At 43.9% G+C, this 24,858-nt stretch carries 20 protein-coding genes; 2 read left to right on the top strand and 18 right to left on the bottom strand.

The genetic code is table 11. From position 1 onward, the window contains the following. Positions 1-15 precede the first annotated feature (15 nt). From PLE34_RS16735 to PLE34_RS16660, 16 genes are all read right to left on the bottom strand, one after another. Positions 16-3,171: an efflux RND transporter permease subunit gene (locus PLE34_RS16735; protein WP_324558813.1), complete on the bottom strand. Its 3,156-nt coding sequence runs from the start codon at positions 3,169-3,171 to the stop codon at positions 16-18. A 90-nt stretch (positions 3,172-3,261) separates the two neighbouring features. Continuing rightward, positions 3,262-4,425, bottom strand: coding sequence for an efflux RND transporter periplasmic adaptor subunit (locus tag PLE34_RS16730; RefSeq protein ID WP_324558811.1), 1,164 nt, complete (start codon positions 4,423-4,425; stop codon positions 3,262-3,264). 88 nt (positions 4,426-4,513) lie between these two features. Then, positions 4,514-4,867, bottom strand: a complete 354-nt coding sequence (locus tag PLE34_RS16725) for a cupin domain-containing protein (protein WP_324558810.1) — start codon at positions 4,865-4,867, stop codon at positions 4,514-4,516. Between the two features lie 50 nt (positions 4,868-4,917). Next, positions 4,918-6,429 (bottom strand): trypsin-like peptidase domain-containing protein, encoded by a 1,512-nt coding sequence (locus PLE34_RS16720; protein ID WP_324558808.1) that lies wholly within the window; start codon positions 6,427-6,429, stop codon positions 4,918-4,920. A 56-nt stretch (positions 6,430-6,485) separates the two neighbouring features. Then, positions 6,486-6,815, bottom strand: coding sequence for an oxidoreductase dimerization domain-containing protein (locus PLE34_RS16715; RefSeq protein ID WP_324558806.1), 330 nt, complete (start codon positions 6,813-6,815; stop codon positions 6,486-6,488). 80 nt (positions 6,816-6,895) lie between these two features. Next, positions 6,896-7,843 carry an FAD-dependent oxidoreductase gene (locus PLE34_RS16710; protein ID WP_324558804.1) on the bottom strand — a complete coding sequence of 316 codons (948 nt, stop codon included), beginning with the start codon at positions 7,841-7,843 and terminating at the stop codon, positions 6,896-6,898. 8 nt (positions 7,844-7,851) lie between these two features. After that, positions 7,852-8,496 carry an alpha/beta hydrolase gene (locus PLE34_RS16705; RefSeq protein WP_324558802.1) on the bottom strand — a complete coding sequence of 215 codons (645 nt, stop codon included), beginning with the start codon at positions 8,494-8,496 and terminating at the stop codon, positions 7,852-7,854. Further along, positions 8,480-9,433: a ring-cleaving dioxygenase gene (locus tag PLE34_RS16700; RefSeq protein ID WP_324558800.1), complete on the bottom strand. Its 954-nt coding sequence runs from the start codon at positions 9,431-9,433 to the stop codon at positions 8,480-8,482. The genes PLE34_RS16705 and PLE34_RS16700 overlap by 17 nt, the downstream gene beginning before the upstream one ends. 268 nt (positions 9,434-9,701) lie before the next feature. Further along, the gene (locus tag PLE34_RS16695; protein ID WP_324558799.1) at positions 9,702-12,260 is read right to left on the bottom strand and encodes a TonB-dependent receptor domain-containing protein; all 2,559 of its coding nucleotides are present in this window, start codon (positions 12,258-12,260) and stop codon (positions 9,702-9,704) included. Positions 12,261-12,310: 50 nt separating this feature from the next. Next, a complete protein-coding gene (locus PLE34_RS16690; protein WP_324558797.1) occupies positions 12,311-12,694 on the bottom strand; it encodes an HYC_CC_PP family protein in 384 nt (127 codons plus the stop codon). 107 nt (positions 12,695-12,801) lie between these two features. Next, a complete protein-coding gene (gene nirK, locus PLE34_RS16685; protein WP_324558795.1) occupies positions 12,802-13,947 on the bottom strand; it encodes a copper-containing nitrite reductase in 1,146 nt (381 codons plus the stop codon). Positions 13,948-13,971: 24 nt separating this feature from the next. Then, the gene (locus PLE34_RS16680) at positions 13,972-14,184 is read right to left on the bottom strand and encodes a heavy-metal-associated domain-containing protein (RefSeq protein ID WP_324558793.1); all 213 of its coding nucleotides are present in this window, start codon (positions 14,182-14,184) and stop codon (positions 13,972-13,974) included. A gap of 218 nt (positions 14,185-14,402) precedes the next feature. Beyond that, positions 14,403-16,622, bottom strand: coding sequence for a heavy metal translocating P-type ATPase (locus PLE34_RS16675; protein WP_324558791.1), 2,220 nt, complete (start codon positions 16,620-16,622; stop codon positions 14,403-14,405). A 98-nt stretch (positions 16,623-16,720) separates the two neighbouring features. Continuing rightward, complete coding sequence (locus PLE34_RS16670) at positions 16,721-17,284, bottom strand: helix-turn-helix domain-containing protein (protein ID WP_324558790.1); 564 nt, start codon at positions 17,282-17,284, stop codon at positions 16,721-16,723. Between the two features lie 45 nt (positions 17,285-17,329). Continuing rightward, a complete protein-coding gene (locus tag PLE34_RS16665) occupies positions 17,330-17,629 on the bottom strand; it encodes a GNAT family N-acetyltransferase (protein WP_324558788.1) in 300 nt (99 codons plus the stop codon). A 70-nt stretch (positions 17,630-17,699) separates the two neighbouring features. After that, a complete protein-coding gene (locus PLE34_RS16660) occupies positions 17,700-18,053 on the bottom strand; it encodes a winged helix-turn-helix transcriptional regulator (RefSeq protein WP_324558787.1) in 354 nt (117 codons plus the stop codon). 259 nt (positions 18,054-18,312) lie between these two features. On the opposite strand from PLE34_RS16660, the gene PLE34_RS16655 reads away from it, so the two are divergent. Then, complete coding sequence (locus PLE34_RS16655; RefSeq protein WP_324558786.1) at positions 18,313-19,320, top strand: LLM class flavin-dependent oxidoreductase; 1,008 nt, start codon at positions 18,313-18,315, stop codon at positions 19,318-19,320. 220 nt (positions 19,321-19,540) lie between these two features. On the opposite strand, the gene PLE34_RS16650 is transcribed toward PLE34_RS16655, so the two are convergent. Then, positions 19,541-20,476: a ring-cleaving dioxygenase gene (locus PLE34_RS16650; RefSeq protein ID WP_324558784.1), complete on the bottom strand. Its 936-nt coding sequence runs from the start codon at positions 20,474-20,476 to the stop codon at positions 19,541-19,543. Between the two features lie 180 nt (positions 20,477-20,656). Next, positions 20,657-23,209, bottom strand: a complete 2,553-nt coding sequence (locus PLE34_RS16645; protein WP_324558782.1) for a heavy metal translocating P-type ATPase — start codon at positions 23,207-23,209, stop codon at positions 20,657-20,659. A 426-nt stretch (positions 23,210-23,635) separates the two neighbouring features. Here PLE34_RS16645 and PLE34_RS16640 point away from each other — a divergent pair, with 426 nt between their 5' ends. After that, entirely contained in the window at positions 23,636-24,727 is a 1,092-nt protein-coding gene (locus PLE34_RS16640; RefSeq protein WP_324558780.1) for an NAD(P)-dependent alcohol dehydrogenase, read from the top strand. Positions 24,728-24,858: the final 131 nt, after the last annotated feature.

The raw sequence follows: 24,858 nt of genomic DNA, 5'->3' as shown, positions 1-24,858 counted from the left end.
AACCTGAAAATATTTTTATGCACCATGCGTAGCTACAGGCTGGGGTTGGGCTAGAGGTTTTGGCGGGCCGCTTATTTTTTCCTGCAAAGACTGGAATACTACAAACAGTACAGGAATTACAAATACACCCAGTATTGTTCCTATCAGCATACCTCCTACCGCACCTGTACCTATGGAGCGATTGCCGGTTGCGCCTGCGCCTGTTGACATCATTAATGGAAGTAACCCAAAAATAAAAGCAAAGGATGTCATCAGTATAGGCCGCAAGCGCGCTTCCGCTCCCTGTATAGCCGCTTTAACCAACGGCATGCCCTGCCGTCTCCGATCCAGTGCAAACTCTACAATAAGGATGGCATTTTTTGCCAGCAGTCCTACCAGCATAATCAATGTGATCTGGAGATAAATATTATTGCTGATACCAAAGAGGTTCGCAAACAGGAAAGCACCTGCAAGTCCTACAGGCAGTGACAATAAAATAGCAAAAGGCAAAATATAGCTTCCATACTGGGCGCTGAGCAGCAGGTAAACAAACAAAATCACCAGCATAAAAATAAATACCGTTTGCCCGCCAGCCGATAATTCTTCCCTCGTCATTCCCGAATACTCATAGCCGTAACCCGCAGGCAATATTTGTGCAGCCGTTTCTTCTATGGCCGTTATGGCATCACCGGAGCTGTAGCCCGCATTTGGGGAGCCGTTAACGCTCATGGATGTAAAAAGATTGAAGCGGGATATGGATTGCGGCCCATATACTTTTTCCAATGTAATAAAACCGGTAATAGGTGCCATAACCCCGTTACTGTTTCTGACATATACATTACCTAGGCTTTCCGGGTTAGCCCTGAATTCCGGTTCGGCCTGGTACATTACCCTGAATTGTTTACCAAACTGGTTGAAATTGGAAGCATATACTCCTCCGTAATAACCTTGCAGCGTATTAAGAATATCATTTGTTGACAAGCCGGCTTCTTTTGCCTTAGCCACATTCACATCTACCTGGTATTGCGGAAAATTGGGGTTGAAAGAAGTGGTTGCATATTGAATTTCGGGTCTTTGATTCAACGCTGCCAGGAAATCTGTACTCACTTTATAGAAGCTGGCGATATCTTGGCCCGTGCGATCCTGGAGCTCAAAAGAAAAACCGCCGGAGATACCAAAACCCTGCAAGGTAGGTGGTGCAAAAAACACAACCTGTGCGTCACGGATATTGCTTGTTTTGGCAAACATTTGCCTAATGAGCGATTGCACATCCTGCCCTTTTCCCTTACGTTCTGCCCACGGTTTTAACCGCATAATCACCATGCCATAGTTGCTTCCGGCCCCGCTGATCATACCCCTGCCATTGATCTTTAAAATATTTTCAATTTCAGGTATGGTTTTGGCCAGTCGCTCCACCTCATCCGTTATCACTGCCGTTCTTTCGGTAGATGCAGAGGGGGGTAAAGCAATATCCGCCATGATGGAACCCATATCTTCATTAGGAACAAATGCTGTGGGAGTGGTTTGCATGAGTAAATAAAACAACCCCGAAAAAGCGGCTATCCCCACCCATGTGATCCATTTTCTTTTGATCAGAAATGAAACTGATTTCTCGTACTTATTCTTTGTAGCATCAAAACCTGCATTGAAAGCGGCATAAAACCGTTGTAAAATATTTTTCTTATGCCCGTCGTCTTTATGTGGCTTGAGGAATATAGCACATAATGCGGGGCTTAACGTTAACGCATTAACAGCAGAAAGAATAATGGCAATAGCCAGCGTTAAACCAAACTGTTTATAAAAGACCCCGGCAGATCCGGTAATGAAGCTTACGGGCACAAATACGGCGGCCATTACAAGCGTTATGGAAATAATGGCTCCCGTAATTTCACCCATAGCGTCTTTGGTGGCCGTAAGGGCCGATGTATAGCCCTGATCAAGCTTGGCATGCACCGCCTCAACTACCACAATAGCATCATCCACTACAATGCCTATGGCCAATACAAGGGCAAATAAGGTAAGCAGGTTGATGGTGAATCCAAAAAGACCCAGGAAGAAAAAGGTGCCCACTATAGCAACCGGCACCGCAATGGCGGGAATAAGCGTTGACCTGAAATCCTGGAGAAAAAGGAATACCACTATAAACACTAAAATAAAAGCTTCAATAAGCGTGGTAACCACTTTACTAATGGATGCATCGAGGAAGTCGTTAGCATTTACAAGGTAAACGTATTTTATCCCTTCGGGAAAAGACGCTGCAGCATCATCCAGCACTTTTAAGCTGCCTGCTATAACATCCCTTGCATTGGATCCTGCTGTTTGGCTAATAGCCACACCAACAGAAGGAAAACCATTGGTGGTGGTGGTGCTGGCATAGCTCATAGCGCCCAGTTCAATCCGTGCCACATCTTTAAGCTTGAGTATTTGCCCGCCGCCCGCCGACCGGATGATCATATCACCGAACTCTTCCGCATTCTTCAAACGTCCCTTGTATTTAATAATATACTGAAAAGACTGATCACCCTGTTCACCGAACTGACCTGGGGCGGCTTCAATATTTTGCTCCGCCAGTATGATGTTTATATCTGCAGGCACCAGCCCGTAGCTGGCCATTATATCAGGCTTTAACCAAATGCGCATGGAATAATCCATCCGGCCAAATGCAGTGGCTTCACCTACGCCAGACACCCGTTTTATGAGGGGTACCAGGTTGATTTCCGCATAATTCTGCAAAAAGGTTTGATCATAGGCGGGATTTTCGCTGTACAGGGAAAAAATAACAAGGTTACTGCTTTGGCTTTTGCGGGTTATAACGCCCGAGCGTGTTACTTCCTGGGGCAAAAGCGGCGTAGCCAGGGCAACCCGGTTTTGAACATTTACCGACGCCAGGTCGGGATCAATACCCAATTTAAAATTAACCGTAATCCTCGCTGTTCCGTCATTTCCGGCCGACGATGTCATATAGGTCATTCCCTCCACGCCATTGATCTGTTCCTCCAGCGGAACGACCACACTATTGAGCACCACATCTGCATTGGCGCCCTGGTAAGAAGTAGAAACCACAACTGTTGGTGGGGCAATTTCCGGATATTGTGAAACAGGCAGGGTACTCAAACCAAGTACCCCCAATATTACAATGAGTATTGAAATAACAGTTGACAGTACAGGTTGTTCTATAAATCGGTTAAACATAACTTTCTTTTCAAATTTTAATAACCATTACCACTTACTACTTACCACTTACCACTTACCACTTACCACTTACCACTTACCACTCACCATTCACTTCCCCCTGTTAAAAACACTGTCGGCGCTCACTTCCCTGGGAATTACCGGCGCCCCTTCCCGCAGGGTAGCCACACCTTCCAGTATAATTTTATCACCGGGCTTCAGCCCTTCTTCCACAACAAAATACTGTCCGCCTGTATTTTGCCTGATCCTTATTTCAACACTTTTTACTGTTCCTGCGCTGTCGAGCAGGTAAACGAATTTTTTTCCCTGTATCTCGTATGTTGATTTCTGAGGCACCAGGATAGCGGCATCCAGGTTGGCAGGAATTCTTACTATGCCACTGCTGCCGCTGCGCACCATGCTGCCGGGATTGGGGAAAGTAGCCCTTACCCGCACCGACCCGGTTTCGGTATTAATAAGCCCGCTGGCTGTTTCAATATGCCCTTTCTCAGGGAAAACCATTCCGGTTGCCAAAATAAGCGTAACCGGCGGAATGGCTTTTAATCTTTCCCTGGCTGTAGCGCCCTTAATGGTAGTAGCAAATTCCAGCGCCTGCTTTTCATTGATAGAAAAATAAGCGTATATATTATTAATATTGGAAACGGTAGTAAGCGGTAATGCAGTATTGCTGCTTACCAGGCTGCCGATCTTGTAAGGCAGGTTGCCAATTACACCATTTACCGGGCTGGTAACAACTGTATAACTCAGATTGGTTCTTGCATTCACCAGTGAAGCCTGTGCCTGTGCAAGCGCGGCCTGCCTCGACTGGAGGCTGAATTCGGCCGACTCTAATTCATACCTGCTGATAATATTTTTGTCTACTAACGGCCTTACCTTATTAACCTCCATTTCCGCAGCGTTAACATTAGCTTCCGCGATCTTGATATTGGCCTGCGCGGTACGCACTTCCTGCTCGTACTGAGGAGCAAAAATTTTAAAAAGCATCTGCCCTCTTTTAACTGGGGTGCCTTCGTCAACATAAATCTTATCTATGTAGCCATCAATTTTAGGACGTATTTCGATATTCTGCTGTCCTTCAATGGTAGCCGGATAATCGCTGCTTAAAGTAGTAGCACGAGGCTCAACCGTAATTACGGGGTAATCTTTTACAGCATCCGCCGCACCGGCGGCCTTTTTATTTGCGCCCCCGCACGAAAGCAACCCTGCCAGCAGAGGAAAAATAAAAACCGATGCAATGCTATAGTTTGTATTCATAATATATTTTGTACAAATGATTCAATTTCTTTCGAAAAAAGGTGCTTTTAAGATTACAAGATAACGCATGTTTTGCTCTGCCTGATATTTAAGGCAGCGTTATAAAAACAGACTTCCGTTGTATGGGAGTAAGGTTTTTTGTTTTGTGCCCCTTCCCCCTGGTGTCTTCCACTAAAAGTATCTCACCGGGTTTAAACTGTCTTTTATCGCCTGCCGATGTTTCTATTTCGATTTCGCCATCCAATAAAATAATATACTGGCGTTGCGGAGCCGTATGGAAATCATAATCGTAAGAAGGTAATACTTCCCTGAAAATAATATTTTGTACAGGCAGCGCTTCAGAAAGAAAACCAATGGATCCCGAGTCGTTTAACGGAACCACCATATCTTCAAAGTGGCTGTCGCCATTCGTATCACTGTATATTCTTGTTATCGTAAACATGCTTTCTTAGTTTAATCAGCGATCATTTTTAACCCATACCGGATCTCTCATCAGGCGCCAAGTGAAAAATTGAAGGCCACTCTCGATCCATCCGGTGCAATGCCGAGTATCTGCACTGTTTTATTTTTAGCTTTTATTAAAGCGTCATCTATGTCTTTGGGATTATTAACTGTCCGCCCGTTAATATAAGTAATGATAACACCCGGCGGTATACCCAGGCGGTCAAAAAAGCCGCCGTCACGCACCTCGGTTACCACTACCCCGGAATTAATATTAAAGCGCTGCTTAAGCTCGGGGGAAAGCGGAGCAAAAGTTGCGCCCAGCTTGTTGTATATTTCTTTAAGCGACCCCGAGTCGGTTAAGGATTTCAATTCTTCTTCACCTTTCAGTATAACGGATGTGCTGTCTGTTTTTCCATCACGCAAATAGGTAAGCGTAATTTTATCACCCGGGCGATGCCTGGCCACTCTTTCAGAAAATTCTGCAGACGAAAATAGCTGCACACCGTCTATGCTTTGGATAATATCACCTTCTTCCAAACCTGCGGAAGCTGCCGCGCTGCCCTTTTGTATATCGGTAATAAATACCCCTTTCACCGATCCGGGACTAAGTCCCAACTGCCTGAAATACTGGTCTTCGGCAGACGGTGAGGGAAATGCCACACCGAGTATACCGCGTTTTACAGTGCCGAATGCTTTTAGATCTTCCAGGATTTTTTTAGCCAGGTTAACCGGAATGGCAAATGCATAACCTGCATAACTACCGGTTAAAGAGGCAATAGCCGTATTAATGCCAATGAGCTCTCCATTGACATTTACCAGGGCGCCGCCGCTGTTGCCGGGATTGATAGCAGCGTCTGTTTGTATAAAAGATTCGATAGCCGAACTCGTTTGCCGGGATGTTGTTCCCGGATACGCTTCACGGCCAGGCTGGTTAATGATACCGATGCTTCTGCCTTTCGCGCTCACAATACCGGCGGTTACGGTAGTATTAAGCGAGTAAGGATAACCCACCGCCAAAACACCCTCTCCTACTTCCACATTATCAGAATTCCCAAATTTCACTACCGGCAGATCCGCGGCTTTTACTTTAAGCAAAGCCAGGTCCGTATTAGGATCACTGCCTACCAGCTCCGCTATAAACTCCCGCCTGTCGGGGAATATTACAGTTATCGTTTCCGCGTTTTCAATAACATGGTTATTGGTAGCAATATAACCATCGGAACCAATGATAACGCCCGAACCGGAGCCCACAGGCTGACTGCGTGGGGTGGAACGTCCAAACAACTGCTCAAACGGATCGCCGGATCCCGAAGCGCTATTGTAGGATGTTTTAATGTGCACCACACCGGGAGTAACCGCTTTTGCAGCCGACACAAAATTTACACGCTCCGTTAAGGCAGGGCTTTGAGCGGGTACAGTTCCGCTTTCGGGCTGCTGAAAGCCGTGTATCCGTGCAGGAGGCTCAGCATGTGGCGCAGAATCGCGGGAAGTATCGCTTTCACAGGCCCCATATAATACTGCAGATAAAATGATAACGAGGATAGCAGATGATCTGTTCATAAAATTGTTTTAGTATAGTTAAGCAGATAAACCGCTTCTTTTTTGAGGCCATAAGTTTATATCAAAGCATACAGATCATTAAAAGCTTCCGTCATGGAAGGGTGAGTAAAAATCGTATCTCTCAGCTCACGGTAGTCTAATCCGGCGTGCATTGCCATCTGAACGGTATTGATCATTTCATTAGCATCCGCACAAAAAAGCGTACAGCCTAATATTTTATTGCTGTTACTGTCCACTACGGTTTTTAATAAGCCCTTTGTATTATTTAATATACGTGCACGGGGAATAGCCGATGCCGGAAGTGTAGCCACTTTTATGGCATAACCTTTTTCAACAGCTTCCTTTTCGCGTAAACCAATATGCGCCAGTTGCGGTGTAATGAACACCGAAAAGGCATAGGGTTTTCTTTGCGATACGGAAGTATAGGCGCCGCCAAATAACTGGTCCCTGATGATCCTGAAATCATCTAAGATATATAAGTGAATTGCGGCCCGCCATTAACGTCTCCAACAGCCCAAATATGAGGAACATTGGTTTTTAAAAATGCATCAACCTTTACGTAGCCCCGCTGACCGGTTTGTATGCCTGCCGCTTCCAGGTTTAAGCTTCCTGTTACGGGTTTTCTTCCGGTGGCTACCAGCACGGCTGAAGCCTCCTGTTCAATGATCTGTCCGTCTTTATTTTTATATTGAACAGTAACCGTATCATTGCCGGTATCTGTAACTTTTTGAACTGATGCCCTGGTAATGATATTGATTTTTTTAGCAGTGAGCACTTTAAAAATTTCATCAGCAATATCTTTATCTTCTTTGGGTAAAAAAGTTGCTCCATGATCCAATAAGGTTACTTCCGCACCAAATTTGGCATACATATCTGCAAACTCCAGCCCTATAAATCCGCCACCTATAATAACCAGCTTCTTCAATAAAACAGATTGTTCCATTAGTGAAGCGCTGGTAAATACTTTTTGGGAAGATGTTATTCCCGGTATGGATGGTACAAAAGGTGCTGATCCGGTATTGATAAAAATACGATCAGCGCTAATAAGCAGTTCTTCATTACCGGTGTGCAATTTTACACTTACTTCATGCGGTGAAACAAAAGCGGCATCGCCGGTAATAACAGTAGCCAGTTCCAGCTTATCAATATTATCAAAATTCTTCTTTCTCAGAAAAGCAGTCAATTCATTTTTTACTTCATACGCTTTTTCATAGGGCAGGTTATTTTCAGCACTCACTATAAATGATTTGGTGGGAATGCAGGCGATATTGATGCACCCGCCTCCATACATCTTTTCCGATCTTTCAATCAAAGCAACCTGTTTGCCATGTTTGGCTAAGTAAGCCGCTAAGGTTTTGCCGCCTTTTCCAAATCCAATGACGAGATGCTCATAGTGTTGTTTATTTTTTTCCATTCCGCAATTTAAATCTTCGCATTAAAAACAAGCGTATTGGCTAAATCAATTTCATCCTGGTTGATCGTGTGCCCCATATTATTATATATTTTTTCAGTAACCGCAGCATGCATGGTTTTTAAAATGTTTGAGGTTGCATATACTCTTTCCACGGGCACGTGGGGATCGGGATTGCTGCTTCCTATGAAAACAGGTGTACCGGCAAAATCACCGCTATAATTTCCCGGGTAGATTTTATCGCCGATCAGCCCTCCCGTAAAAGCAACCACACCTCCATATCTTTGGGCATTTCGCGTTACAAATTCCAGTGTTAAGCAAGCGCCCTGGGAAAATCCGAGAAAGTATATATTTTCAGCGGTAATACCCTGCCCGGTTACATCATTCACTACTTCTTTTATGAGTGATATTGCAGATGACAGCCAGGGCTCATTTTGTGGTGGCGGCGCCATAAAAGAAAAAGGATACCAGGTGTTGTTTGTTGCCTGTGGCGCCAGCAATGCAAAGTCTTTTACCTGCAGATGATCAGACAGGGAAAGGATGTTATCCGCACTGCCACCGCGTCCATGTATCATGATCAAAGCTTTTTTGGCTTCTTCTATACCAATGCCTGCAGTTACTATATTTTTTTTGTGTGTATTACTGGTATAGGGCATCGTTAAAAGTTATGGGGATTAGTATTTTTTCTAATTCCTTCCGGTGGGATTCAAATTGCGCAGGCAGTTTTAGTGCTTCCCCCAAATGGACTCCCGGTTCATCTATAGCAAAACCCGGGCCCGAGGTGGCAACTTCAAATAATACACCACCCGGTTCACGGAAATAAATGGACGTAAAATAATTCCGGTCTAATACCGGCGTAGGATTCAGCATCCGTTTTACGATCTTCAAACGCAGCGCAAGCTGGGTTTCTTTATCCGGCGTGGCAAATGCGAGGTGATGCACGGTACCGCTCCCTGAAAGGCCTTTCATGCTATCGGGTGAACAAACCACATCAATATAATTCCCGGGACTGTTGGAAGCCGCAAACCGAAAGCGGTTCCCTTTTTCAGCTATGAGCACATGATCCAATTGTTCGGTAAGCAAACCCGCTGTTCTTTCATACCCTTCTTCCCATATTTCTGCACTATAAAACCCTTTTATGGCATATTCTTCCGGAACAGTTCCATTTGCATAACCGGTTCTTTTGTCTTTATCATTAAAAATCAATTCCAGCCCCAAGCCATCCCCGTCTTCAAAGTAAACCACCATTTCCTGCTCAAATCTTTCCTGCGGGGATTTATACGGAATATTGTATTTTTTTAAACGTTCCAGCCAGTAATCAAGCGATGCTACCGGAACCGAAAATGTGGTAGTGTTCAGCATTCCTTTACCATGCCTTCCTCTTACCAATCCTTCATACGGGAAGAAAGTAAGAATGCTGCCGGGATTGCCGGCTGCATCACCATAATAAAAATGATATACTTCCGGAGCGTCAAAATTTACAGTTCGCTTTACTAACCGAAGCCCCAGAACACCACGATAGAAATCAATATTCTTTTGAGCGCCGGATGCGATCGCTGTAATATGATGTATGCCTGTGATCAATTGAGCCATAAAATAAAATTGTGTACTGTAAAGCTACGATGGAATAATGCGCGGCGTGTTGAGCGGAATTAATAAATACCATTGACTTTAATCAAGCATTATCAAATATACAGAACCGGCGTCCCGAATATGCCACTAAGACACCAGACACAAAACGCTGATCTTCTGGTTTTGTTTTCTTCGTGCCCCTGCCTACCGGCAGCAGGTTAGCGACTTTGTGGCAAAGTATCCTTTCACTTTCATAAAATGATACAACCATTTAAAAGATGTAATTACTTTATTTGATCCTGTACCTGAACCCAGCATATAGCAAACGGCCGCTAACCGGCCCCCAGATCATGGAAGCGTCAAAATAATCGCCGAAAGGCTGCGCGGCTGCAATGATCACGTTCTTCTGAAAATAATTGGTGAGATTTTCCCCGCCAACGTATAATTCCAGCGCTTTGGCTTTACCCAGTGATTTGCTCACCTGCGCATTCATGGTAAAATAATCCGGCGATTGTACAGGCATATGATATGCTACCGGATTAGCTGCTGTAGACGGAATGCGTTTTGCACCTACATAATTAATGGTATAATCCAGCTTCCAGCCCTGCAACGCATAAGCCAGGTTGGCAAAGGCCCTGTGTTCGGCTGTGAATGGCTTTTGCAGCAGCTCATTTCCGTAGGTTGTTTTTACATCGAACCACCGGTATGCCAAACGCAGCTCCAATTTCTCTGCAGGCATTACACTCAGCTCAGACTGAAAGCTATTGGAATAAGATCTTCCTGTTAAATTATAAAATTTCAACTGGCGCGGGTCTTCCATATCCGCCACTACCTGATTAGTAAAGTCGTTTCTAAAAAAATCAACGCTCAGCATAGCATCCCTTGTAAACAGGGTGAATTGCTGGTCAACGCTTATGCCTTTGTTCCACGATACTTCGGGGTTTAAACCATAAGCTTTTCCATCTACACCGGTAATAATATTGATCATCCTCGCACTCAACAGCGCCCCCATATTCTCTGCAAAAATATTGGCGGTACGTTGCCCCCGTCCGGCACTTGCCCTGATAATGGTGCCTGCAACAGGCTCATACCGCAGGTTGAGCCGCGGTGTAGCAAACCATCCATATAAATTATTATGATCTGCACGGATGCCTGCCACCACATTGAACTTTTCATTCATCGTGTACGTATATTCAAAAAAAGCGCCGGGAACAATTTCGTTTCTTTTGAATGCCAGTGTTTGATAAAGCTCATTGTAACGGTCGGCAGAGAAGCTCAATCCTGTTCTGTATTTATGCGCAGTATTACCAATAATGCTCTGGAAGATAAGATTGGAATAGAAGTTACTTTGTTCCGCATCGTAGGGCGTTAATCCAAAATACGCGTCCTGCTTATGATTAAAAGCCGATAACTGTAGCCCGATGCTCTTGTACTTTTTTTCGGGGAATACGTAACCGATCTTGGCAAAACCTTCGTAGCGGTTTGTTTTTATTCCCATACCGTAGTGGTCGGTTGAAAATTTATCCCCCGTATTATAAGCCGTTTCACCGCCAATCCTGTCATCGGCTAAAACTTTTACGCCAAACTGAACCACCAATCCCTTATTATCATCATACTTCCAGCGGTTTATACCGCTGAATAAATTTCCCGTGGGCAAGTCACGAAAGCCATCCTTATTGAAATCGGGTTTACTGTATAAAAAATTATCATGCAGCAATAAGCCGGCCGACCATTTGCTCCCGATCTGCTGCGACAGGTTAAGGTTCAGATCCGACCGGCCCATGCTGTTTACATAACCATTTGCATACAGCCTGTCGGTATTTTCCGGCTTTTTCAATTCTACATTTATTTGCCCCGCAATACTTTCAAAACCATTTACCACAGAACCTGTTCCTTTGCTCAATTGAATGCTTTCGATCCAGGGGCCGGCAATGCTGTTTAAACCCAGTGGGGTGGCAATGCCACGGGGACCGGGTAAATTTTCTACAGTTAGCTGGGTATAGTTACCGGATAATCCCAAAAGCTGTATCTGTTTGGAGCCCGTTACGGCATCGCTGTAGGATACATCCACCGATGGATTGGTTTCAAAGCTTTCACTAAGGTTACAGCAGGCCGCCTTCATTAATTCTTTAGAAGTGATCGTTGTAGTACGAAAAGCATCAGATGTGTTCACCAACATGCTTTTTCGTCTTGCCGTTACCGTAATAGTATTCAACTGCTGATCAGATGCCATTACAACATGCAATGCATTGTTATCTGTTACCTGTACGGTATCGGACCGGTAACCGGTATAGCTGATCACCAATAGCAAACCCCTTTGATCAACCGGCAAAGAAAATACGCCATGCTTGTCGGAGGTAGTGCCTTTATGTGTATTCAGCCAGGCAATGGTTGCTCCCGCAAGTGCGGTAAAATTACCTTTGTTGTCTTCTGCCAGCACCACGCCGGTGATGGCAGGTTCGTTACTCTGAGATAATGCAGCAGTGTTATCGCTTTCCGCTTCCATATCCCTGTAAAGGCAACATTCCGGTAAAGTATTATAGGTTTTATCCGTGGCTTTTTTCAATTCCGTATCATGCCCAACGGCGGCTATCCGTGCATGTATATTTTCAAGGCTCACGGCCGATGGCTGGTAAGTAAGGGTAAGCATTTGCGTGTTAACATTCCATTTGGCGGATTGCACACCCTTAATACGAGCCGCTTTTTCTATACGCTGCTGGCACATACCGCAGGCGCCGGCTACTTTAAAAGCAGCGGTTTCAGCGTTGCCATTATTTTGGGCGGCAGCAATAAAAACAAGGAACAGGGAAAGTACAGCGATAGCTGTATACTGAAAAAATTTTATCATAAAGTGTATTTTGATTTAAAAAACAGGGAACGGTGCTTCTGTTTTTAAAATCAAATTCTAAACACACTATGGAGAAGAAATAAAGGGGGTTGGTGCTGCAACATTTGCGCAGCAGGAGCAATGGAAAGACGGTGAGAAAACACAACCGATCCGGAACAGGCAAGCGGGCTAACCGGTATGGTTGCTGCGCTGGCTTTAAATGCTTTTACAGCCAACGCAGCGCGGGCGTAATCCTTATCTTCCGAAAAGGAAACGGACTTGTATTCGCAGCAGGGCTTTTCGCCCATGCTGTGTTTGCTGCCGCAGCCATCATCCTTAACCGGCGTCCATTCAATATTCTTAAACTTGCCGCAGCAATAATGCAACTGAAAGGTAACTCCCGAACTGGAAGCCCCATACAGCATGATCAGCGCTATAACAAGAAATTTTTTCATTTGTAACTGCAAAAGTAAATAAAGAATGGCTTATTTACACATGATATTTGTCAATATCCCGGCGGCTTTTATAGTAATAACAATACATTAAGCAATAGTGATATCCCTTATTTAATGGCGTCCGGCTTTTCAATCTGCTTCATGAGGCTGTTGTCCCATTCCCCTTCCACTTTTATCTGGGCAATAGCTCCAAAAGCAAATGCTTCTATCAGGTTATGATTTAAATATACATAAGTGCCCGGCTCGCGGAACTTATATAAAGCGGCGGCGGCAGAACCGCCCGGTATAGCCCAGGTTTCCAGGTCGGTATAGGGCTGGTTATTGAATTTACCTCCCGGCCAATACAGATCGGCGTGACCGCCAATGAGGTGGATACGGGTATCGCGGTTGGCCTGTGAAGTAATAAATAAAACCTTTTCTCCTACTTTAGCGGTGAGCGCTTTTTTACCAATCAGCGCGGTTTTATGGCCATTAAAGACAATATGGGTAGGGATAAGTGTTTTGATAGCCCCTTCCATTTCCTGCATGCTCTGCTGGGGCGTGGCGATATTTTTATATTTCCCATCGGCGTCTTTGGGCAGGTAAAAATCCTGTTCTCCAATATAAAAGGCCTTATCATAAGTAACAGGGTTGCCCTTTTCATCTTTCAATCCTTCACGGGGCAACACCATAATAACGCCGTTCATACCCGAAACTACGTGCATGGGTACCATCATTCCACCCGGTGCGCAATGGTATACAAAAACACCCGGCCGGGTAGCCCTGAACCTGAATTTTACCTGCTGTCCGGGGTTGACCATGGAGATATCACCTCCGCCCATCTCGCCCGTTGCCGCATGAAAATCTATGTTATGGATCTGGGTATTGGTGGCAGGATTTTTAAGCGTTAGCTCTACAAAATCATCCTGGTGCACAACGATCATAGGGCCGGGTACTGAACCATTGAACGTCATTGCCCAAACAGAATCGCCGGGGGCTATTTCTATTTTCTTTTCGGCTATGGTTAAAGTTACCTCAACGATCTTCGGCCCGCCAATGGCTACCTGGTCGTGCTTCGGCAAAAGTGGCGGAGCAACCATTTCCTGTGTAACTCTTTCTAAGTTGTCGCCCTCACCTTCATAGGTTTTATTCATTACACCGGCAGCACCTCCCTGCCTGCATGCGGCAAATAAAACCACTAAAACAATAACAATAAAGGATTGCAAAAGCAGGTTAACACCGGGTACTGCCTGTTTTAATACATTTTTTTTCATCGTGTATATATTTTAAATGATCATTCAATCCAGTTTCCCTGCTTTATAACCTGCTCTTTCCACTGCTTTTATTACGTTCGTTTCATCCGCGTTATCCGCAGTAACCGTTAATATTTTTTTAGGATCTGCGGTATCCACATTCCAGTTGGTTTCTCCAAAAGTTTCATTTAACGAAGGCGTTACTTTTTCCACACATCCGCTGCAATTGATATTCGTTTTGAGCTGTATCGTTTTCATGATTGCATGTTTTTGTAATTGAGTTATCAGTTTACCGCAATACCCGGGCATGCTGTTTACTTACAGCAGCTTTTGGTAAACCAGTTTTTGAAAAGTTTTTTGACAGTATCCAGTATTTTATTCATTTCTAATTTTTTATAAAGTACCGGCATGACAGCGCATACAGTTGTATCTTTTGAAATATGTTGTACTTTACTGGATGCAAAGCATCAAATCATTTATAATTTCAACCACTTCAATCTTAAGCTGTTTGCCACTACACTTACGGAGCTCAATGCCATGGCTGCCCCTGCAATCATTGGGTTTAAAAGATATCCGTTTACGGGATATAAAATACCTGCAGCTATAGGTATGCCTATAAAGTTATAAATAAATGCCCAGAACAGGTTTTGTTTAATGGTGGCAACTGTATGTTTTGATAACCGGATGGCTTTGGGAATCTTAGAAAGATCGGATGAAATGATGGTCATTTTGGCCACATCCATAGCAATATCGCTGCCTTTGCCCATAGCAATGCTCACATCCGCCTGTGCCAGCGCGGTACTGTCGTTAATGCCATCGCCCACCATAGCCACTGTTTTACCCTGCTGCTGCAGGGCTTTTACAAACTCCGCCTTTTGCTCCGGTAATACTTCTGCTTTAAAGTGCGTTATTCCAACCTGGTTTGCAATAGCTTTTGCCGTAGCTGCATTATCGCCTGTGAGCATATAAACTGTTATACCGGCATCCTGCAATTGCTTTACAGCTTCCCCAGAAGAAGCTTTTATAGTATCTGCGATGGCCACTGCTGCCAGCGCCTGCTTTTCATTGGCAAAATAGATCACTGTTTTAGCTTCTGCCAGCCATTTTTCTGCCGCGTGTTGCAACTGGTCCGCAACTGTTATATTATTTTTTTGCAGTAATGGCAAATTGCCCGCATACCAGGTTTGATCGTTTACCTGCGCTTTTGCACCAAAACCTGTTAAACTTTCAAAGTGCTGCACGGGCAAATCAGGGGTGGCATTAAGATATTTCACTATTGCTTCGGCCAGGGGATGTTCCGATTGTTTTTCAACAGATAACAGAACAGCAATATCCTTAGCATCGTTGTTCAGCCAAATAATATCTGTAACAGACGGTCTTCCTTCCGTTATGGTTCCGGTTTTGTCAAGAATAACCGAATCCACTTTTTTTGCCAGCTCCAGGCTTTCGGCATCTTTGATGAGGATGCCGTTTTCGGCGCCCTTGCCCACCCCTACCATAATGGCTGTTGGCGTGGCCAGTCCTAACGCGCACGGACAAGCGATGACCAGCACGGTGATCATTGCCAGCAACCCGTGAGTAAACCCACTATCTCCGCCTAAAATGATCCACACCACCAAACTTAGTAATGCTATGCCTATTACTACCGGAACAAAGATACCCGCAATTTTATCTACTAATTTTTGTACGGGTGCTTTACTGCCCTGGGCTTCCTGTACCATTTTAATAATGTGTGCCAGCACCGTGTCGCCGCCTACTTTGCCGGCAATAAACCGGAAGCTCCCTTTTTGATTAATGGTTCCGGCAAATACTTTTTCGCCCTTTGTTTTCTCAACCGGAACAGGCTCACCGCTGATCATGCTTTCATTCACAAAAGAATTGCCGGCGCTTACGGTTCCATCCACCGGTATTCTTTCTCCGGGCTTTACCAGTAAGGTTGTGCCCACCGTTACGTCTGCAAAGGACATTTGCGCCTGGTGGCCGCCTTCCTGTATTACGGTAACGGTTTTAGGTTGTAAGCCCATGAGCTTTTTTATGGCGGAGGAAGTATTTCCCTTCGCTTTTTCTTCTAATAGTTTCCCCAGCAATATAAACGCGATAATTACCGCGGCGGCTTCAAAATACACATGCGCATGCAACCCTTTGCTGTGCCAGTAGTCCGGAAATAACGTATTAAAAGCGCTGAACAAATACGCTACCCCGGTGCTTAATGCTACCAGGGTATCCATATTAGCAGAGCGGTGCTTTGCCTGCTTCCAGGCGCCCACGAAGAATTGTTTTCCAAAAACAAAAATAACCGGGGTGCTCAATACCCACATGATATAGTTGGCGTAAGGCAGGCCCATAAAGAACATGCCTATTATTACAACAGGTATGGAAAGGATTACCGCCGCTATGGTTTTAGCCTTGAGCGTTTTGTATTGCTTTTGCTGCAGCGCCTCAAGCGCATCTTTCGCATCTTCACTTTCATCAATCACCAGGTCGTACCCGATGCCCTGCAATGCTGTTTTTAACCGGGCAGGGCCGGTAACTGTTGGAATATATTCCACCAGTGCGTTTCCGTTGGCGTAATTAACCGCCGCGTTTACAACGCCGGGCTGGCTTTGCAAAATGCTTTCGGAGCTTGCGGCACAGGAAGCACAGCTCATATTAAGCACCGGGAAGGATTGCTTTATAGTATGGTTCGCTGTATTCATCTTGCCGTTATGCATAATAACGCAAAGTTCTGCACAATACTGTACCTATTGTTACATTGTTATGGATAAAAAGTATACTTAAATGGAGTAGTGAATGGTTAGTGAACGGCATCCAGCGCTTTGCGGTGCGATGCACCCAATTGCCTGAATTGTGTGGCCGTCATCCCAGTGAACTTTTTAAACTGGCTGCTCAAATGCTGTGTACTACTATAACCGAGGCTGAAACCGATCTGGCTTAAAGACAGTTCATTGTACATGAGCCACTCCTTTACTTTTTCTATTTTTTGCAAAATGAAGAATTGCTCAATGGTAACGCCTTCCACTTCAGAGAATAATTTACTGAGCGCAGAATAGTCTTTGAATATTTTTTTGCCCAGGAATTTGCTTACACTAAAATGATCTTCCACACTTCCTTCCTGTACCTTGCCGATCAGCAGGTTCTTTATTTTTTCGATCAACTGCATTTTCTGATCGTCTAATAATTCAAAACCGATTTTGTTAAGTGCTGCCGAAAACTGCTCCAGCTTCTTTTTTCCCGGATCTTTAGTTAAAGCCACTTCTCCCAGGCGTACATACTGAGCCTGTAATTTATTATCTTTTACTATTTGTTCCACTGAGCTGATGCAGCGCGGACAAACCATGTTTTTTATAATGAGCTTCACATACTGTAATTTTTAGGTTTTGGCTATCTGTAATAATCTTTTCTTTTATTGATCAGACTTATGCCACACATCTGCGTATGCATCTGCGTGGCGTTTAAACTGCGCATGAACATAGGGGCACAGGGGAATTACTTTTAATCCGTTTTTCCGCGCATGATCCACCATGGCAGACAGCAACTGCTTCGCCAATCCTTTCCCTTCGGCTTTTGGCAGTACTTCAGTATGATATACCGTTAGCATGCCACCGGCAATACTTACCACCATTTCCGCCACCTGCTCTTCTCCATCTAAAATATAAAAATGCCCGTGTCCTTTTTCATCCAGCTTTAATTGAACATCATTCATAAAAATAATTTAGAACTAAAGTAATGCTTATGCCAGGAAAAATTCCAGTCATCTTTTTCTGTTTCTTTACCTAACGCTGCAAAATATTTTTTCTATGCAATATTCCCCATTTCTTTAGGGATTCAATTACCTCGTTAAGCGATTTGCTGTGCGGTGTTAAGGCATAAGTAACTTTAACAGGATAAGCGTCTTCCACTGTGCGCTTTACAAGCCCGTTTATCTCCAGGTCGCGCAGCTCCTTGGATAGCATTCTGTCGGTAATGCCATGAACTTCTTTCGATATTTCCCCGAAACGCTTTTCGCCAAAGGTCAATGCAACAATGATCGGAAGTTTCCATTTGCCATTCAAAACATCTAAGGCATCCCGTATCGGGCGTAACATCCCCATACATTCAGAATGCCCTGGTTTAACTGATTTTTTCATTGCTTTTTCTTTTGCTATCATAAAGTATAGTTCTATACATTAGTATAGTACTTACAAAGGTATAGTAAATAATGGTAGATTTGCATTAATTGCCGGCTAATGCGCAGTTTGTAAAACAAGCAATAGCAGAACCCGCTACATTATAAAAGGCGGTAAATTTTGCAGTGTCCTTCTTTTTAAAAATGAATCATTAAGGAATCAAAACGGCGGGTATTGATATGGCGGCATAATCATCACTGTAAAAAACGGGGGAATTAAAATGACAATGAATCGAAAGCATATACCGTATTCCATATTAGAATTGGCCACTGTTTCTGCCGGAAGCAATCCGGCAGAAACTTTTACAAAAAGCCTCCGCCTGGCGCAGGAGGCTGAAGCGCTGGGCTACAATCGTTTTTGGCTGGCAGAGCATCACAATGCTATTGGTATTGCCAGTTCTGCCACAGCGGTACTCATTGGCTATATAGCAGGCGGAACAAAGAAAATAAGAGTGGGTTCCGGCGGAATTATGCTGCCCAATCACTCGCCGCTTATCGTGGCCGAGCAGTTCGGTACCTTAGGTTCACTTTACCCCAACCGTATTGATCTCGGACTGGGAAGAGCTCCGGGTACAGACCAGGTTACAGCCCAGGCTATTCGTTCAGACAGGATGCAGTCGGTGTATAAATTCCCGGAAGAAATAAGCCTGATCCAGCAATATTTTTCCCCGGAAAACAGCATCGCTAAAGTACGCGTAACGGTTGCTGAAGGGGTGAATGTTCCCCTGTACATTTTGGGTTCCAGCACCGACAGCGCACATTTGGCAGCAGCAAAAGGATTACCTTATGCCTTTGCCAGTCATTTTGCCCCTACCCATATGTTTGAAGCGCTTAACATTTATTACAATAATTTCCAGCCATCGGAATTTTTGCAGGAACCTTATACCATTGCATGTATTAACGTTATGGCAGCAGATACCAATGAAGAAGCGGAAAAAATTTCAACTTCTTTGATCCGGATGTTCCTTGCTGTTTTTACAGGTGTTTCCACCTACCTGCAGGAACCCACCGAAATGACGCCGGAGCTGCGCGGGATACTGGAAAACCCCGCTTTGCAGCAAATGCTGAAGTACAGCTTTGCCGGCAACAAAGAAACGGTAAAGCAAAAAACCGAAGACTTTTTAGCGCAAACGGGCGTGAATGAGATCATGGCCGTTTCCAATATATATGATCATGAAGACCGGGTGAAGTCTTACCGGATATTTGCTGAAATAATGAAGGAAATATAAGTTTGCTTTGCCACGAATACACGAATAAGCCTTTTTCGGTTCATCGCTCATTCGTGTATCCGTGGCTATCTCTTTATAAGAATGCCAGGAATTATTCAGGATAATTTTTGCAACAGGAATAATTTGTTGTACAGAATGCCCGCCTGAACGGACGGACAGGCACAAATAAACATTCGTGCATTCATGGCAAGAAATACTTCATTTTATGATAACCATGATATTAGCTAAGTGAAGGCAAAACCTTTTCAATTTCAGCTCTTGCTGATTCATACTGTTTGGGCAATTTGAGATGCATACCCAACTCATTCAGCGGTTCATCTTTTGTAAATCCGGGATTATCTGTAGCCAGCTCAAACAACACGCCACCGGGCTCACGGAAATACAGGGAGAAGAAATAATCGCGGTCAATTTTGGGCGTAATGCTTAAACCGCTGCCAGCAATTTTTTCGCGGTACGCCATTAAAATATTATCATCTTTCACCCGGAAAGCGATGTGATGATTGGTTCCGGCAGCATTATAACCTGCTGCCGTACCGGGCTGCTCCAGTATATCTACGATAGCTGCATGATCAATAGCATCTGTAATAAAACGATAACGGTTACCCTCCTGTTTTACCAGCTTGTAACCCAATACATCCGTCAGTATTTCAGCCGTGGCTTTCATATTTTTCAGGGTTAGCGTAATACTATGAAAACCTTTTGTGGCCACATCTGCTTTAATGCCTTCCGTTTCCCAGGGTTTCCTTCTGTCTTCATTATTTGAAACAATAAGATCAATATTCAAACCATCAGGATCCCGGAAAGAAAGATATGGCTCGCCAAACCTTTCTGCCGCTTCCCCATGTTTTATATTGAACTTTTTAAAGCGGTCTGCCCAAAATGCAAGACTGTCTTTTGGAACGGAATAACCGATATCCGTTGCCATGCCTGTACCTGTTCTCCCCTGTCCGATTCCCTCCCAGGGAAAAAAAGTGAGGATGGTACCGGGTGTTCCTTTCTCATCACCAAAATAAAAATGGTAGGTACCGGGATCATCAAAGTTGACCGTTTTTTTTACCATCCTCAAACCAAGAACCTTTGTATAAAATTCATAATTGCGTTTTGCATTGCCGGCAATGGCCGTAATGTGATGCAAACCCAGTATGTTATTTTCCATGATCCGGTTTTAAAATTGTTTATAAAAGTGTGGGTGCTTTACCGGTTTATCTTTTCTTTTATTTGCTGAATAAATTGATGCGGCACAAGCGTGCGACGCAACGGCAGCTACATATATATTCTTCTCTCCGGCTCATAAAACCCTTACACATTTGTGTGTTGTGTTAGTGTAATCAACCGATCACAATTTCAAATTCCGCAACCTCAGCGAATTTACAATTACCGAAACCGAACTAACACTCATGGCTGCCGCAGCAATCATGGGCGAAAGCAATATGCCGAAGGATGGATATAAAACACCTGCCGCTACGGGTATGCCAAGCATATTATAGATAAAGGCAAAAAAAAGGTTTTGTTTGATGTTGCGCATAACCGCATGGCTTAGCTGCTTTGCTTTTACAATGCCCTGCAGGTCGCCCTTCAACAAGGTGATAGCAGCGCTTTCAATGGCAACATCGGTGCCGGTGCCCATAGCAATTCCTATATCTGCCTGTGCAAGCGCAGGTGCATCGTTAATACCATCGCCTGCCATTGCCACTATTTTTCCCTGTGCCTGCCATTGTTTTATTTCGTTGAGTTTATCGCCGGGTAACACTTCTGCTTTAAAACTGCTTAAATGCAATTCATCCGCAACCGCCTTTGCGGTATTGGCATTATCACCGGTGAGCATGATTACTTCCACGCCTTTACCCATCAAATATTTAATGGCGCTTTTACTGGTGGCTTTAATGGCATCGGCAATGGCAACATACCCTTTCACTTCGCCATCAACAGATAAATAAGAAATAGTTTTGCCTGATAGCTGTTCTTTGATGACTTCTTCTTCCATTTGGGATGAAACAGTTTCCTGTACCTGCTCCATTAATTTTTTATTTCCCAGGGCTACCTTTCTCCCGTCTACCAAACCCATGACACCTTTGCCAGTTACCGATGAGAAATCGCTTAATGAAGCAAGCGGTATATTTTTTTCTTTAGCGGCTTTTACAACTGCTTCCGCTAACGGATGCTCGCTGTGCTGATTAACCGATGCGCTGTATTTCAATACTTCTGTTTTATCATTATTACTAAATGCAACCACTTTTTCTACGGATGGTTTCCCTTCGGTAATCGTGCCTGTTTTGTCGGTTATCAGCACATCTATTTTATTCATATTCTCCAGTGCTTCGGCATTTTTTATGAGCACCCCGCTTTGTGCGCCTTTACCTACCCCTACCATTACCGACATGGGGGTTGCCAATCCTAATGCGCAGGGACAGGCAATAATTAAAACCGCCAGGGCATTCACAAATGCAAAAACATAAGCCGGGTAGGGTCCCCAAACAGCCCATACAATAAAAGTGAGTAACGCAACCCCAATAACAATGGGAACAAAATATCTGGCAATTCTATCCGCCAGTTTTTGAATAGGCGCTCTTGAACGGCTGGCAGTATTTACCATTTGTATAATCTGTGAAAGCAAAGTTTCTGCGCCTACTTTCTCTGCTTCCATTACAAAACTGCGGGTGCCATTAATGGTGCCCGAGCTTACTTTATCATCTTCTTTTTTATCTACCGGAATGGGCTCACCGGTTATCATCGCTTCATTAACGCTGCTGTTGCCTTCCACTATTTTTCCATCTACCGGTATTTTTTCTCCCGGCTTTACACGCAGCAAATCGCCTTTTTTAATGTCGTTTATTGAGATGATCTTATCTTCTCCATTCACTACCACAACAGCATCTGTTGGCGATAATTTTAAAAGCGCTTTCACCGCACCACTGGTTTGGCTATGTGCCCTGGCTTCTAATAATTGTCCTAATAATACCAAGGTAAGAATAACAGTTGCGGCTTCAAAATAAAGATGTACAGTTCCATCATGGCCTTTAAATTGCGGCGGGAAAAATGAGGGAAATAAAAGCGCAATCATGCTAAAAACAAAGGCAGCTCCTGCGCCAATGCCTATCAGCGTAAACATATTTAAATTCCGGGTGCGGATGGAAACCCATGCCCGCTGAAAGAACATCCAGGTGGCATAAAATATAACAGGCAGCGAAAATAAAAACTGCAACCAGTTGGTAACACCCGGCGGCAAAACATGCGAAATCGGGTTGCCGGGTATCATTTCACCCATTGAAATAATAAAAATGGGAACTGTAAAAAGAACGGCAATCTTAAATTTTTTTACCAACGCTTTATAGGTGCCATCTTCTTCATTTGTTGGTGTCACGGGCACTAAATCCATCCCGCATATCGGGCAGGAGCCGGGTGCATCTCTTATAATTTCGGGATGCATCGGACAGGTATATTGTAATGTAACCCGGGTTAACTGAGGCACTTTCTCCAGGTTCATGCCGCACACAGGACAATTTCCCGGCTTATCGTACAGCTTATCGCCTTCGCAATGCATGGGGCAATAATATTTTCCTCCGCTATTTGCTGCCAGTGGCTTTGCCGCCATTGTTTGGTGATGCTGGTGACTGTGAGAATGATTGCTTTGAACATCCTGATGCTGATTTGGAATATTGCCCTGTGCATTATGCGATGGATGACGGGTCATTCCTATGCTGTAATTTCCGGCAGCAGATAACGCTTCCTGTAATTTACCTATAGGTACATGTTTTCCCATGGTGATGGTTGCCTCCATAGGATCTAAGGTTACCACCGCAGAAATGCCATCAATTGTATTCAGGGCTTTCTCAACCCTGGTACGGCAGCCATCGCAACTCATGCCGGTAATTTTATAGGTATGGGTCATAGCTATTACGTTTCGTGGAATGTCATTATTATTATTGTCATTATGTATTGTTCTTTACAAAGGTCACCAAATCATCCCTGTCTTTGGTGTTTATTTTAAACAGAGCCCTTTGTACGGGGTATCTTTTTAAAAGCCGGCGATAGCATTTTTCAGGTGTTCTTCACTTTCCTCTTCGTATTAAAGGAGTTCGTTCCAATCTTATATTCAAGATAAGTTAATTTCAGTCATTAAACGGCGATACAGGCAATACACACCCACGGGAACCTTCATTAGCCAAAAGCTGCGAACATCGCTTTTACTGTCTCAGTTGGGGTAGTTGTTATGCTTACCTTCTTTATAATGTTTTTATTAAAATAATCTACGTTTTAATAACGTAACTTTAGTTTTAATGCCTTTAATTATTTAATCAATCATCAGGAGGATATTATGAAAATTCAAGCAGCAGTATCACACAGCACAGGCGAACCATTGAAAATTGAAGAAGTTGAATTAGCGGAACCCGGTGCAGAAGAGGTTCTGATTAAAATTGTGGCAACAGGTGTATGTCATACCGATGCAGAATCAATGAACGGAAGGGGAGCACCATTCCCTGCGGTACTTGGCCACGAAGGAGCTGGAATTATAGAAAAAGTAGGTTCCGGTGTAACGAATATCCAGCCGGGAGATCATGTCGTACTTTCTTATGCCTACTGTGGAGAATGTTCGCAATGTTTAAAAGGTCATCAAAATTTATGTGAAAGAACGGTAGAGCTGAACTTTGGCGGTAAATCAAGAGATGGTAAAAACCGTATTCATCAACATGATCATTCGGTGTCCACTTTCTTTGGTCAGTCTTCTTTTGCAACCTATGCCATTGCAAACAAAAATAATGTAGTGAAAGTAGACAAGGACGTTGATCTTGCTTTATTAGGACCATTAGGATGCGGTATTCAAACCGGAAGTGGAACAGTTATGAATACTTTGCGCCCTGAACCCGGTACATCCATTGCCATTTATGGAGGAGGGGCTGTCGGTTTAAGTGCAGTGATGGCAGCTAAGATCATGGGGCTGAAAGATATTATCGTAGTGGATCTTCATCAAAACCGTTTAGAGCTGGCAATAGAACTCGGTGCAACGCATGCATTAAACGGCAAAGAAGTAGATGTGGTGGAAGAGATTAAGAAAATTACTAACGGCGGTGTTCATTATGCCATTGAAACAACAGGTGCAACTCCGGTAATCATCCAATCCATTCACGCATTGCGTGTTTCAGGTACAGTAGCCATCGTTGGCATGGGAGGAGATGTTAAGCTAAACTTCACCAATGATATCTTAATGGAAGGTAAAAAAGTGATGGGTGCAGTACAGGGAGATTCTGTTCCTCAGTTACACATTCCAAAATTAATTCAGTTTTACAAAGAAGGTAAATTCCCCTTTGATAAATTGATAAAATTCTACGATTTTGAAGATATCAATACGGCCTTTGAAGAATCAAAAAGCGGTGTAACGCTTAAACCTGTGTTAAGAATAGCTAAATAAAAAATTTGCTTAAATACTTCTATTTTAAAAATAAAGAACGCACAAACCATGTACATCTGATTTGTGCGTTCTTTATTTAGGGCTTGCTCATAAACTCGCCAGATTCCATTTTTTCAGATTATGGTTTAATA

The sequence above is a fragment of the Agriterribacter sp. genome, assembly GCF_035445465.1.
Lineage (GTDB): Bacteria > Bacteroidota > Bacteroidia > Chitinophagales > Chitinophagaceae > Agriterribacter.
This window is presented reverse-complemented; position numbering and strand designations above follow the sequence as displayed.